The organism is Micromonospora terminaliae, from assembly GCF_009671205.1.
GTDB lineage: Bacteria > Actinomycetota > Actinomycetes > Mycobacteriales > Micromonosporaceae > Micromonospora > Micromonospora terminaliae.
Genome location: NZ_CP045309.1, coordinates 270,066 through 283,180 on the forward strand (window position 1 = coordinate 270,066; position 13,115 = coordinate 283,180).

General features: G+C 74.8%; 8 protein-coding genes and 1 pseudogene. 5 read left to right on the forward strand and 4 right to left on the reverse strand.

Annotated features, from left to right (window positions below; translation table 11 throughout):
* The first annotated feature begins 68 nt into the window (after positions 1-68).
* The 4 genes from GCE86_RS01300 to GCE86_RS01315 all read left to right on the forward strand — a co-directional run bounded on the left by GCE86_RS01300 (position 69) and on the right by GCE86_RS01315 (position 7,097).
* Positions 69-761 carry an ATP-binding cassette domain-containing protein gene (locus GCE86_RS01300; RefSeq protein ID WP_154225198.1) on the forward strand — a complete coding sequence of 231 codons (693 nt, stop codon included), beginning with the start codon at positions 69-71 and terminating at the stop codon, positions 759-761.
* The gene (locus GCE86_RS01305; RefSeq protein ID WP_154225199.1) at positions 758-2,908 is read left to right on the forward strand and encodes a YhgE/Pip domain-containing protein; all 2,151 of its coding nucleotides are present in this window, start codon (positions 758-760) and stop codon (positions 2,906-2,908) included. The genes GCE86_RS01300 and GCE86_RS01305 overlap by 4 nt, the downstream gene beginning before the upstream one ends.
* Positions 2,909-2,918: 10 nt before the next feature.
* Positions 2,919-3,512, forward strand: a complete 594-nt coding sequence (locus GCE86_RS01310) for a TetR/AcrR family transcriptional regulator (protein WP_154225200.1) — start codon at positions 2,919-2,921, stop codon at positions 3,510-3,512.
* Between the two features lie 90 nt (positions 3,513-3,602).
* Positions 3,603-7,097, forward strand: a complete 3,495-nt coding sequence (locus tag GCE86_RS01315) for an ATP-binding cassette domain-containing protein (protein ID WP_154225201.1) — start codon at positions 3,603-3,605, stop codon at positions 7,095-7,097.
* A 342-nt stretch (positions 7,098-7,439) separates the two neighbouring features.
* Here the strand turns inward: GCE86_RS01315 and GCE86_RS01320 are convergent, their stop codons facing one another.
* The 4 genes and pseudogenes from GCE86_RS01320 to GCE86_RS01335 all read right to left on the reverse strand — a co-directional run bounded on the left by GCE86_RS01320 (position 7,440) and on the right by GCE86_RS01335 (position 11,665).
* Positions 7,440-8,507: an NADH:flavin oxidoreductase/NADH oxidase gene (locus GCE86_RS01320; protein ID WP_154225202.1), complete on the reverse strand. Its 1,068-nt coding sequence runs from the start codon at positions 8,505-8,507 to the stop codon at positions 7,440-7,442.
* 64 nt (positions 8,508-8,571) lie between these two features.
* The gene (locus GCE86_RS01325; RefSeq protein WP_204342363.1) at positions 8,572-9,852 is read right to left on the reverse strand and encodes a dicarboxylate/amino acid:cation symporter; all 1,281 of its coding nucleotides are present in this window, start codon (positions 9,850-9,852) and stop codon (positions 8,572-8,574) included.
* A gap of 231 nt (positions 9,853-10,083) precedes the next feature.
* Complete coding sequence (locus GCE86_RS01330; protein ID WP_420846468.1) at positions 10,084-10,650, reverse strand: DUF998 domain-containing protein; 567 nt, start codon at positions 10,648-10,650, stop codon at positions 10,084-10,086.
* Positions 10,629-11,665 (reverse strand): annotated as a pseudogene (locus GCE86_RS01335) (glutathione S-transferase family protein). The gene GCE86_RS01330 and the pseudogene GCE86_RS01335 overlap by 22 nt, the downstream one beginning before the upstream one ends.
* Positions 11,666-11,774: 109 nt before the next feature.
* Here GCE86_RS01335 and pcaF point away from each other — a divergent pair.
* Entirely contained in the window at positions 11,775-12,980 is a 1,206-nt protein-coding gene (pcaF, locus tag GCE86_RS01340; RefSeq protein ID WP_154225206.1) for a 3-oxoadipyl-CoA thiolase, read from the forward strand.
* The last annotated feature ends 135 nt before the right edge of the window (positions 12,981-13,115 follow it).

Sequence of the window (13,115 nt, forward strand, 5' to 3'; positions counted from 1 at the left end):
GGACACCCGACGCTATGCTGGGCATGTTTTTGTACTGACCAGTCAGTCTAGAAGTCGGGACACGTGCCATGAAGATCGTCGAGGCCAGCGGGCTCGGGCTGCGCACCCGCCGCGGCTGGGTCTACCGCGACGTCGACCTCACGGCTGAGGCCGGCGAGCTGCACGCGGTCACCGGCCCGCCGGGCAGCGGCCGCACCTCACTGCTGCTCGCCCTGGCCGGGCACTTCCCGCACACCCACGGCGAGCTGCGCCGCCGGGGCCCGGCCGCGCTCGGGCAGGTGGCCGGGGTGCACGAGCCCGACCCCACGCTGACCGTCGCCGAGCACATCCAGGAGCGCCTGCTGCTGCTCGGGCCGGTCCCGCGCCGCCGCCGGCAGCTCGTCCCGGTCGCCGCCGTGCGGGCCCGCCGGGCCTACCGCCGCGACGCCTTCGCCGCCGCCATCGCCGGCGCCGGCTTCACCGACGCCCCGCTCGACCCCGACCGGTACGGCCGCGACCTCACCCCCGTCGAGCGGCAGGTGCTCGGACTCGTGCTGGCGAGCCTGGGCGGCCCGAACCTGATCGTCGCCGACGACGTGGACGCCGGCGCCGACGCGCCCGAACGGGCGTGGATCTGGGGCGCCCTGAACCGCCTCGCCGACCAGGGGTACGCCGTCGTCGCCAGCGCCCGCGCCGTCGAGCCGGGCGTGCGCGCGATCGCGCACCGGATCGGCGACCCGACCCTGCCCGCACCGGCCCTGACCCCCGAGGTGACCGCATGAGCGTCGTACGACTCGCCCTGTTCGAGCTGCGCCGGATGACCCGCGGGCGGCTGCCGCGCGCCGCGCTCGCCGTCCTCACCGTCATCCCGCTGCTCTACGGCGCCCTCTACCTCTACGCCTTCTGGGACCCGTACGGGAACCTCGACCGGATCCCCGTCGCCCTGGTCAACGCCGACCGGCCCGCGAAGGCCAGCGACGGCAGCGAGGTGCACGCCGGCCGCGACCTCACCGACGAACTGCTCGACCGGAAGGTCTTCGGCTGGACGGTGACCGACCCGGACGACGCCACCGACGGGCTCCGCGACGGCCGCTACCACCTGGTCTTCTCGATCCCGGCGGACTTCTCCGCCACCCTGGCCGCCAGCCCGGAGCCGGACCGGCCGGCCCGCCGCGGCGAGCTGAAGGTGGTCAACGACGACGCCACCAACTACCTCTCCGGGCTGCTCGCCCGCTCGGCGTTCAGCGAGATCCGAGCCGCCGCGGCGGAGAGCACGGCCGCGTCGTACTTCGACAAGATGCTCATCGGATTCACCGACGCCAAGGCCGAGACGGGCCGGGCCGCGGACGGCGCCGGGAAGATCCACGACGGGCTCGACACCTCGCAGCAGGGCGCCGGGCAGCTCGCCGACGGGCTGGGCACCGCCGAGGACGGCGCCGGGCAGCTCGCCAGCGGGCTGAACACGTCCGTGCAGGGCGCGACCAAGCTCGCCACCGGCCTGGACCAGCTCTACACCGGGGCCGCGCAGATCGCCGACGGCGCCAACCGGGCGGCCACCGAAACCCGCGCCGCGGCCAAGCAGGTCGACGCCGCCGCCGACAGGTACGAGCCGCTGCTCCGGAAGAACGCGGCCGACATCGAGCGGGCCGCCACGCTGGTCGCCGAGGGCGCCCAGGCACTCGCCGGCGGTCTCGACGCGCTGCCCGCCAAGGCCGACGAGGTGGTCGGCCAGGCCGAGAAGGTGCGCGACCGGCTCGACGCGCTGGTGCGGGAGCACCCGGAACTCGCCGACGACCCGAACCTGGCCGCCGCCCGCACGGCCGCCGACCGGACGGTCGCCGCGGCCCAGGCCATGGTCAGCGCGCTCGACAAGACCGACCTCGCCGCGCTGAAGAAGCAGATGACCGAGGTCGCACGGACCGCCCGGGAGGTAGCCGCCGCCGCGCCGCACCTGGCCGACGACGTGGCCTCCGCCCGGGCCAAGGTCGACCAGCTGGCCGCCGGGCTCACCACCCTCGCCCAGGGCAGCGCGGAGCTGCGCGACGGGCTCGGCGACGCCGCGGACGGCGCCGACCAGCTCCGCGGCGGCCTCTACCGGCTCGCCACCGGCGCCCGGCAGCTCGACGGCGGCCTGGCCCAGCTCAGCAGCGGCAGCAACCGGCTCGCCGACGGGCTGACCAAGTTGGAGGGTGGCGCCGGGGACCTCGCCGACGGGCTCGCCGCCGGGGAGAAGAAGCTGCCCGGGTACGACGACGCGGGCAGCCGCGCCGACATCCTCGGCGACCCGGTCGGGCTGATCCGCCACTCCGACCACCCGGCCGGCTCGTACGGGGTGGGCTTCGCCCCGTACTTCCTGGCCCTGGCGCTCTGGGTCGGCGCGATGATCACTTACATGCTGCTGCGGCCGGTCAACCGGCGGCACGTGATGTCGGGCGCACCCGGCTGGCGGGTCGTGCTCGCCGGCTGGCTGCCGGCCGCGGCGATCGGGCTGGCCCAGGTCGCGGTGCTGTACACCGTGGTCACCCTGGCACTGGGCCTCGACCCGCGGCACGGACCGGCGACCTTCGGGCTGCTCGCGCTCACCTCGCTGGCGTTCACCGCCATCATGCAGCTGCTCGGGGTGGCGCTCGGCCCGGCCGGCCGGCTCGCCGCGCTGGCCCTGCTCATGCTCCAGCTCACCTCGTCCGGCGGCACCTACCCGGTGCAGACCTCGCCCGGCTTCTTCCAGGCCATCCACCCCGGGCTCCCCATGACGTACGTGGTGGGCGGCCTCCGGCACACGATCAACGGTGGGCCGGCCGGTCCGGTGGTCACCGGGGCGCTGGTGCTGCTCGCGTTCGGCACGGGCGCCCTGGCGCTCACCGTCGGCGCGGCCCGCCGCTCCCGCCGGCTCACCCCGGCCAAACTGCACCCCGAACTGACCATGTGAGGATGGGCGGGTGACGGACGGACGGACCCGCCGGCGGGAGGACACCCGGCAGCGCCTCTTCGTGGCCGCGGTGGAACTCATCGCGGAGCAGGGCTTCTCGGCCACCACGGTCGACGACATCGCGACCCGGGCCGGCGTGGCGAAGGGCACCGTCTACTACAACTTCGAATCCAAGACCGTCCTCTTCGAGGAGCTGCTGCGGCACGGCATCGGCCTGCTCACCGCCGAGTTCCGGGCCGCCGTCGCCGGGCTGCCACCGCGCGAGGCGCTGGCCGCGCTGGTGCGCGCGGAGCTGGACTACATCCGCCGCTACCGGGCCTTCGCCCAGCTCCTGCTCTCGGAGATGTGGCGCACCAACCGGGAGTGGCAGCAGACCCTGCGGCTGCTGCGCGGCGAGGCCATCGAGGTGATCGCGGAGACCGTACGCGCCGGGGTGGCCAGCGGCGACCTCCCCGCCGACCTGGACGTGCGCACGGCCAGCTCGGCGCTGTTCGGCGTCGGGCTCGTGGTGGCCGTGGACTGGCTGGTCTTCCAGCCGGACCGGCCCATCGAGGACGTGCAGGAGGCGCTGCTCGGCATCGTCCGCCGGGTCGCCCAGACGTGACCCGGCGGCGGTAAATCGTTTGAGCCGCGAGGCCCGGCGGGGTGAGGCTGGGGGCACCGCCCCCACCGACCCGAGTCCGGAGGACTGTCCATGCGCCTGCTCCGCGACCTCTGGGCCACCGCACCGCGCCGGATGGCGGCCGTCCTGCTGCTGATCATCCTCGGCGCCGGCGGCCAGGCCGCCGCCTCGGCGCTCGCCGGGCCCGTGCTGGTGCACCGGTCGTCCGGCTGGTTCGCCGCGCTGGCCGTGGCGCTGGTCGCCGCCGTGGTCACCGACCTGCTCATCGGCCTGCTGATGGCCGGCCTCACCGCCGACTGGTCCGCCGACGTCCGCCGCCGGCTCTGCCGGGTCGCGCTCGGGCAGGACCTGCCCACCCTGGAGACCACCCCGGTCGGCGAGCTGCTCGACCGGATCGACAACGACGTCTACCAGGTCGCCGCCGAGATGCGGAACACCGGCGTACGGCTCGTCCAGGGCGTCGCCGTCTGCCTGCTCGCCACGATCAGCGCCCTGGCCGTCTGGTGGCCGGCGGGCGTCGGCATGATCCTGCTGACCGCCCTGCTCGGCGTGGCGCTGCGCCGGCCCACCGCCCGGATCGCCCCGGCCCGGATGGTGGAGGAGGAGGCCTGGTCCGACCTGGCCGCCGTCATGGAGGAGGCGGTGCACGGCCAGGACGACGTACGCACCAGCCTGGCCCGGCCGTACGTGCTGCGCCTCTACGCCCAGCGGGCCGCCGAGGTGATCTCCCGGGGCGGGCGCGTCTTCCGGCTGTCCGCCCGGGTCACCGCGCTGGCCGCCGGTGGCGTCCGGGTCGGCATCGCCGCCGTGGTCCTGTCGGGGGCGTGGGCGCTGGCCACCGGCCGGGTCGACGCCGCCCGGCTCACCGCGATCTGGCTGCTCGCCCTCGCGTTCGGCGCGACCGTCGAGCACATCGCCCGCTGGGTGCCGCACCTGCAGCAGGCGCTCGGCGCGTGGGCCCGGGTCCAGCTGCTCGCCGACTCGCGGCAGGAGCCGAGCGGCGGCGCCGTCCCGGCCGAGGGGGACCTGACGGTCCGCGGCCTGACCTTCCGTTACCCCACCACCGGCGAGGACCGGGGCCCGGCGCTGCGCGACGTCACGCTCAGCTTCGCCCGCGGCCGGTCGTACGCCCTGGTCGGCCGCACCGGATCCGGCAAGTCGACGCTGGCCAAGGTGCTCACCCGGGCCGTGGACGTGCCTCGCGGCACCGTGTTCCTGGGTGACACGGACCTGGTCGACCTGGACGTCGAGGCGCTGCGCCGCTGGATCGCCGTGGTGCCGCAGCGCACCGAGATCCTGGCCGGCACCCTCGCCGAGAACGTCGCGCTCTTCGACCCGGACCTGCTCGACGACGCCACCCGGGCGCTGGGCGAGCTGGGGCTTGCCGGCTGGATCGCCGAGCTGCCCGACGGGGTGCACACCCGGCTCGGCGAGGGCGGGCACGTGCTCTCCGCCGGGCAGGAGCAGCTCGTCGCGTTCGCCCGGATCCTGGTCCGCGACCCGCACGTGGTGATCCTCGACGAGGCCACCGCGCGGCTCGACCCGGTCACCGAGAACCGGGTACGCCAGGCCACGGAACGCCTGCTCACCGACCGGATCGGCATCGTCATCGCGCACCGGCTCTCCTCGGTGCGCCGCTGCGACGAGGTCGTGGTGATGGCCGACGGCGCCGTGCTGGAGGCCGGTCCGCTGCGCGAGTCGGCCCGCTTCGCCGAGCTGCTCGCCACCAGCCACGCCAGCGCCTACGCGGGCGCCGGCGCCCGCCGCGGCGGGGTCGAGCTGCTCGACGGTCCCGACGGCTGGCCCGACGAGCCCGCCGAACCGGCCGCCCCGGCCACCGCGCCGCGCCCGGTCGCGGTGCCGCGTACCGACCCGCCGCCGTTGCCCGCCCCACCGCCCGCGCGCACCCTGCGGGAGATCCTGCGGCTCGGCACCAACGACCCGCGGTACGGGCTGCTCTCCATCGGCGTGTTCATCGTGCTGACCCTGCTCGGGCTGGACGGCTCGGTGCTGCCCTGGCTCTGGGCCGAGGTGGTCGGCGGGGGCGACCCGTGGCTGCCGGCGCTGGGCATCGTCGCCGCGCTGCTGGTGGTGCTGCCGCTGCCGTACCTCACCAACCTCTGGTTCCCGCAGTGGTGGATCCGGCAGATGCTGCGGATCAGCGCACGGCTGGTGCATGGGCAGACCGGGGCGCGCCGGGTCAGCGGGCACACCCCGGCCGAGGTCGTGGCCCAGGGCGGCGACACCGACCGGGTCGTGCAGCTCGCCGACAACCTCATGGACCAGTTCATCTCGCTGGCCATCGTGATCACCATGACCCTGGTGACCGGCAGCTTCGTACCAGCGCTGTTCTTCGTCGGGACCATGGTGGTCTCCGGGCTGGCGGCGACGCTGTTCGGGCCCCGCCTGGAGCGCACGGCCGCCGGCACCGTGAAGGCGCGCGCCGCCTTCGCCACCGCCCTGGTCTCCTCCCTGTCGGCCGCCCGCACGGTGAAGCTCGCCGGCGCCACCCGCCCGGTGCTGCACCACCTCGCGAGACTGGACACCGTGCGCAGCGACCGGCAGCGCCGGGAGATCGCCATGCAGGTGTGGGCCCGGTCCACCCCGTCGATCGCCAGCGGCCTGCTGCCGATCGGGGCCTGGGCGCTCTACCTGGCCGGCGGGCTCTCCGCCGGCGCCACCCTGGTGGCGGTCTCCACGCTCGGCGCGGCCCGCTGGTTCGCCTGGACCACCGCCTCGCTGGTCTCGCACTACCCGTCGGCCCGCGTGTGGACCCGGCGGACGGTCGCCATGAGCGGGGTGGCCACGTACTCGGCGACGGTGCCCGGGCTGGACCTGGCCGGCGGCACCGCCCCGGCGCCGGAACCGCCGCCACGGCACCCGCTGCGGCGGCTGGAGCTGACGGGCTTCGGCGCGCTGCACTCCGACGGCACCCTCGCCGTGCGGGACGTCGACCTGACGGTCGACCGCGGGCAGCTGGTGCTGGTGGTCGGGCCGGTCGGCGCGGGCAAGTCGTCGCTGCTGCGGGCCCTCGCCGGGATCGTGCACCACACGGGCGCGCTGCGCTGGAACGGCGAGCCGGTCACCGAGCCGGAGCTGTTCCTCCGTCCCAACCAGGTCGGCTACGTGGGGCAGCTGCCCCGGGTGCTCTCCGGCACGGTCGCCGACAACATCGCGCTCGGGCACCAGGTCGACGCGGCCGGCGCGGTGTCGACCGCCCAGCTGGACCACGACCTGGCGGCCGCCGGGGGCGGCCTCGGGCTGCTCATCGGCCACAAGGGCACCCGGCTCTCCGGCGGGCAGCTCCAGCGGCTGGCGCTGGCCCGGGCGCTCGCGCCGCGTACCGAACTGCTGGTCGCCGACGACGTCTCGTCCGCCCTGGACGTGACGACGGAGCTGGCGCTGTGGGCGGCGCTGCGCGAGCACGGGGTGACCGTGGTCGGCTCGACCGCGAAGCGGGCGGCGCTGGTACGCGCGGACCACGTGGTGGTCCTGGTCGACGGCACGGTGGCGGCCCAGGGCCCGTGGCGGGACCTGGAGTCCCGCTGGGGCCACCTGGCCGGCTGACGTTTCCCGCGCGCACCGCCCGGTGTACCGGGCCTGCATCGGAGCCACCGGCCCGATGGTCGACGCGGGCACGGCACCACCCCACACCCGCTGTCGAGCTGATGTCGCCAACGACTCAGCCTGCCGTTCGGTGCTCTCCTGGTGCACCCGCTCCCGCCGGTGCGCCCGGGCCTCCGCGTCCCCGCTGCCGGATCTTGGCGACTTACCGTTCGCGGCGAACGGCAACTCACCAAGATCTGGACCCTCACCCCGGTGATCATGAGGTTGGCGGCGACAAATCGGACGGATTCTGCCGCTAACCTCATGATCAACGCCGAGGCCCGAGGCAGCGGGCGGGGTGGGTTAGAAGGCTCGGGTGTACTGGTTGGGCCAGGTCGGGGTGCTGGTCAGTTTGGCGGCGGCGCGGTGGGGCCAGTACGGGTCGCGGAGGAGTTCCCGGCCGAGGAGGACCAGGTCCGCCTCACCGCTCTCGACGATCTGCTCGGCCTGCTCGGGCTCGACGATCAGGCCGACGGCGCCGGTCAGCACGCCCGCGTCGCGGCGGATCCGGGCGGCGAGGGGCACCTGGTAGCCGGGGCCGAGCGGGATGCTCGCCCGTGCGGCGGCGCCGCCGGACGAGGTGTCCACGAGGTCCACGCCGGCGGCGGCCAGCTCGCCGGCGAGCACCACGCTGTCCTCGACGGTCCAGCCGCCGTCCACCCAGTCGGTGGCGGAGATGCGGGTCAGCACCGGCACGGCCTCGCCAACCGCGGCGCGGACCGCCCGGGCCACCTCCAGGGTCAGGCGCATCCGGCCGGCGCGGTCGCCGCCGTAGCCGTCGGTGCGGTGGTTGGTGAGCGGGGAGAGGAACTCGTGGAGCAGGTAGCCGTGCGCGGCGTGGATCTCCACGGCGGCGAAGCCGGCGTCGAGCGCCCGGCGGGCGGCGGTGGCGAACGCCTCGACCACGCCCGCGATGCCGGCCTCGTCGAGCGGGGTGGGGGTGCGGTAGCCCGGCAGGAACGGCTCGGCGCCGGGGCCCGCCGGGGTCCAGCCGCCCTCGGCGTCCGGCACGCCGCCCTTGTGCTCGGCCCACGGCCGGTACGTCGACGCCTTGAACCCGGCGTGCGCGAGCTGCACGGCGGGCACCGAACCCTGGGCCGCGATGAACGCCGTGATCGGTCGCCACGCCTCGACGTGCGCCTCGGACCAGAGCCCGGTGTCCTGCGGGCTGATCCGGCCCTCGGGGACCACGGCGGTCGCCTCGGTGAGGATCAGTCCGGCGCCGCCGACCGCGCGCGAGCCGAGGTGGACGCGGTGCCAGTCGGTGGGCAGGCCGTCCGGCCCGGCGCTGTACTGGCACATCGGGGCGAGCGCCACCCGGTTGGGCAGGGTGACGCCGCGCAGGGTGAGCGGGGTGAAGAGGGCACTCATGTGGTCATCCTTCAACAGGCGTCGGGGGGAGGGCCGAAGCCCTCCCCCCGAGGGGCACGGTCGGTCAGGCGGCTACGGGCGTGAGCTGCTCACGCTCCGGGGCGTCGACCAGGTCGCGCTTGCCGGCCGAGTCGTACGCGGCCCGGTCGAGGGTGCCCTCGCGGGCGGCCACGACGGTCGGCACGAGGGCCTGGCCGGCCACGTTCGTGGCGGTGCGCATCATGTCCAGGATCGGGTCGATCGCCAGCAGGAGGCCGGCGCCGGCCAGCGGCAGGCCCAACGTGCTGAGGGTCAGGGTGAGCATGACGATCGCGCCGGTCAGGCCGGCCGTGGCGGCCGAGCCGACCACCGAGACGAAGGCGATCAGCAGGTAGTCGGTGACGCCCAGGTGCACCCCGAAGACCTGCGCCACGAAGATCGCGGCGAGGGCCGGGTAGATGGCGGCGCAGCCGTCCATCTTCGTGGTGGCGCCGAACGGCACGGCGAAGGAGGCGTACTCGCGGGGGACGCCGAGGCGCTCGACCGAGCGCTGGGTCACCGGCATGGTGCCCACCGAGGAGCGGGACACGAAGGCCAGCTCGATGGCGGGCCAGGCGCCGGCGAAGAAGCGCACCGGGTTGAGGCGGCCGGCGGTCACGAGCACCAGCGGGTAGACCACGAACAGCACGATGGCGCAGCCCACGTAGACGGCCGTGGTGAACTTCGCGAGCGGGGCCAGCAGGTCCCAGCCGTACGAGGCGACGGCGTTGCCGATGAGGCCGAGGGTGCCGATCGGGGCGAGCCGGATGACCCACCAGAGCGCCTTCTGCACGATGGCCAGCACCGAGCGGTTGAGGGTCACGAACGGCTCGGCGGCCTCGCCGATGAGCAGCGCGGCGGCGCCGATCACGAGGGCCAGGAAGACGATCTGGAGGACGTTGCCCTCGACGAACGCGCCGACCGGGTTGGTGGGCACGATGCCGGTGAGGAAGTCGGTCCAGGAGCCGGTCTTCTTCGGCGCGGTGGCGCCGGCCAGGTCGAGGGTGACGCCCTTGCCCGGGTTGGTGAGCAGGCCGAGGCCGATGCCGATGGCCACCGAGATCAGGGCGGTGATGCCGAACCAGAGCAGCGTCTTGAGCGCCAGCCGGGCGGCGTTGGCCACGCCGCGGAGGCTGACCACGCTGACCACGATGGCGGTGAAGACCAGCGGCGGCACGGCCAGCTTGAGCAGCTGGACGAAGAGGCCGCCGACGGTGTGGAGGGTGCTGGTCAGCCAGGCGACGTCGTTGGCGCGGGCGAGGAAGCCGAGCGCCACGCCGAGGACGAGGCCGAGCAGGATCTGCACGGAAAAGGGGAACTTACGCAGGGCGGAAGCCATGGGGATGTGTCCAAGGGTCTGGTGGTGGGTGAACGGGGCAGCGTCAGGAGAGCGGCTGCGCCGGACAGATGCCGCTGGCCTGCAGTCGGAGGTCGACATACAGGCGCACGGTGAGGTGCCAGACGTTGGTCATCGCCTGCCGACGCTACTCCCAGCCGGCTCCCAGGTGGAAGGAGCGATAGGCGTGACGCTCCTTACAGGGGCGATCCGCGCCGTTCGTCACGATCGGCGGTGCGCCAGACCCAGCACGGCGGCGGTGGCCAGGCCCCAGCCGGCGGCCACCGCGAGCAGCAGCCGTTCCAGCACCCCGACCAGGGCGCCGCGGCCGGCCAGCAGCATGGCCAGCCCGATCACGCCGGACAGCGGCAGCGCCAGGGCCGCGCCCACCGCGGCCACCCGGCGCAGCGCGCGACCCGCCGCCGGGGCGAGGACGAGCGCCAGCATGGCGAAGACCACGGCGGCCGTGGCCGCGATGCTCGCGCCACCGTGCACCAGGTCGGCCACCGTGGCGGCCTCGAACGGCGGCAGCGGACAGCCGGTGGAGCAGGTCACCGCTCCGGAGAGCACGGTGCCGGCGGCGCCGGCCACGAGCAGCGCGGCCGCCGTGCGCAGCGCCGGGGGCAGGGCCGCGGCGAGCAGCAGCAGCGCCGCCGCCAGGGCGAAGACCCCGATCCGGTACGCCCCGGCGTAGCCGCTGTCGGTGACGCCGGCCTCGCTGACGTACCCGGTCAGGCCCGGACCGGGACCGGCGACCACGGCGACCGTCACGGCGACCACCCCGGCCACCGTGCAGCCGGCGGCGGCGGACGCGGCGGCGGCCCGGAGGACGCCGGGGTCAGCCACGCCCGTGCGGCGTGGTCCAGCCGGACAGATCCGGACCGAGCGGCACGATCCGGGTCGGATTGATCATCTCGTGGGTGGCGTAGTAGTGCCGCTTGATGTGGTCGAAGTCGACCGTCTCGCCGAAGCCCGGCGTCTGGAACAGGTCCCGGGCGTACGCCCAGAGCACCGGCATCTCGGTGAGCTTCTGCCGGTTGCACTTGAAGTGCCCGTGGTACGCCACGTCGAAGCGGACCAGCGTGGTGAACAGCCGCACGTCGGCCTCGGTGATCTGCTCGCCCATGAGGTAGCGCCGCTCGGACAGCCGCTCGGACAGCACGTCCAGCCGGGTGAACAGCGCCCGGTACGCCTCGTCGTACGCCTCCTGGGAGGTGGCGAAGCCGCACCGGTAGACGCCGTTGTTGACGTCCCGGTGGATCTCCGCCATGAGCGCGTCCATCTCGGGGCGCAGCTCGATCGGGTAGAGATCCGGCGCGCCCGGCTTGTGGAACCGCCGCCACTCGGTGGAGAAGTCGAGGGTGAGCTGCGGGTAGTCGTTGGTGACCACCCGGCCGGTGACCGTGTCGATCAGCGCCGGCACGGTGACCCGGCCGGTGTAGTCCGGGTCGGTCGACAGGTAGGCGTCGCTGAGGTAACCGATGCCGAGAACGGGGTCGAAGCCGTCCTGGTCGAGGCTGAACCGCCAGCCCCGCTCGTCCCGGATCGGGTCGACCGTGCCCAGCGAGATCACCTCGTCCAGCCCGAGCAGGCCGCGCACGATCCGCGCCCGGTGCGCCCACGGGCAGGCCCGGCACCAGATGAGCCGGTAGCGGCCCGCCTCCAGCGGCCAGCGGCCCTGGTCGTCGGGCCCGCCGCCCTCCGGCGAGGTGGAGTGCGGGGTGACCCGACCGGTGAACCGGTTGGGCTGGCGGACGAACGCGCCGCCGCCGGCGGTCTCTGCGCTGAACTGGGCCCGGGCCATGCGGCCAACCTATCCGTTCCGGGCGCGGATATCCTGGCGCCGGGTGCCCCCGTGACCCGGCGGGCGACCCCTCACCACCCCCGTCCACCCCCCGAAGGACTGAGCGCCGATGACCGTCGCATACCTCGTGGCCGGTGTCCGCACCCCGATCGGCCGGTACGCCGGCGCCCTCGCCGGGGTACGCCCCGACGACCTGGCCGCGCACGTGATCCGCGAGCTGGTCGCCCGCCACCCCTCGGTGGACTGGACCCGCACCGACGACGTGATCCTGGGCTGCGCCAACCAGGCCGGCGAGGACAACCGCAACGTGGCCCGGATGGCCGCGCTGCTCGGCGGCCTGCCCGAGGAGGTGCCCGGCAGCACGGTCAACCGGCTCTGCGGCTCCGGCCTGGACGCCCTCGCCACCGCCGCCCGCGCCGTCGTGGCCGGGGAGGCCGACCTGCTGATCGCCGGCGGGGTGGAGAGCATGAGCCGGGCGCCCTTCGTGATGCCGAAGGCGGCCACCCCGTTCGCCCGCACCGCCGAGGTCTACGACACCACCATCGGCTGGCGGCTGGTGAACCCGCTCATGAAGAAGGGGTGGGGCATCGACTCGATGCCGGAGACGGCGGAGAACGTCGCCGCCGACTTCGGCGTCGACCGGGCCGCGCAAGACGAGTTCGCGTACCGCTCCCAGCAGCGCGCCGCCAAGGCGCAGGCCGACGGCCGGCTGGCGGAGGAGATCGTGCCGGTGACCGTGCCGGCCGGCAAGCGGGAGACGAAGCTCGTCGAGGTCGACGAGCACCCCCGGGAGACGTCGCTGGAGAAGCTCGCGGCGCTGCCCACCCCGTTCCGCGAGGGCGGCACGGTGACCGCCGGCAACTCCTCCGGCGTCAACGACGGCGCGGTGGCCCTGCTGGTCGCCTCCGCGGCGGCCGTCGAGCGCTACGGCCTCACCCCGCTGGCCCGGGTCACCGGGGCGGCGGCGGCCGGCGTGCCGCCGCGGATCATGGGCATCGGGCCGGTCCCGGCCACCCGCAAGCTGCTCGACCGGCAGGGCCTGGGCCTCGCCGACGTCGACGTGATCGAGCTGAACGAGGCGTTCGCCGCCCAGTCGGTGGCGGTGCTGCGCGAGCTGGGGCTGCCCGAGGACGCCGAGCACGTCAACCCGAACGGCGGGGCCATCGCGCTGGGCCACCCGCTCGGCGCCAGCGGCGCCCGGCTGGCCCTCACCGCCGCGCTGGAGCTGCGCCGCCGGGGCGGGCGGCGGGCCCTCGCGACCATGTGCATCGGCGTCGGGCAGGGGATCTCGCTGCTGCTGGAGTCGGCGGCCTGACGGCGGGCGGGCGCACCGTCGAGAGTGGATATCCCCTTCGTGGGTGTGCGCGCATAGAGTGGTGTGGACCACACCACTCTATGCGGGCCGCCCGCGTCCGGGCGCCCGCTCACCGAGGCGACGACCTGGGGGACC

Excerpts from the sequence above, each read along its gene's own strand:
- GCE86_RS01305 (WP_154225199.1), top strand. The coding sequence starts at position 758 with ATGAGCGTCGTACGACTCGCCCTGTTCGAGCTGCGCCGGATGACCCGC.
- GCE86_RS01320 (WP_154225202.1), bottom strand. The coding sequence starts at position 8,507 with ATGAGTGCCCTCTTCACCCCGCTCACCCTGCGCGGCGTCACCCTGCCC.
- pcaF (WP_154225206.1), top strand. The coding sequence starts at position 11,775 with ATGACCGTCGCATACCTCGTGGCCGGTGTCCGCACCCCGATCGGCCGG.
- GCE86_RS01300 (WP_154225198.1), top strand. The coding sequence starts at position 69 with ATGAAGATCGTCGAGGCCAGCGGGCTCGGGCTGCGCACCCGCCGCGGC.
- GCE86_RS01315 (WP_154225201.1), top strand. The coding sequence starts at position 3,603 with ATGCGCCTGCTCCGCGACCTCTGGGCCACCGCACCGCGCCGGATGGCG.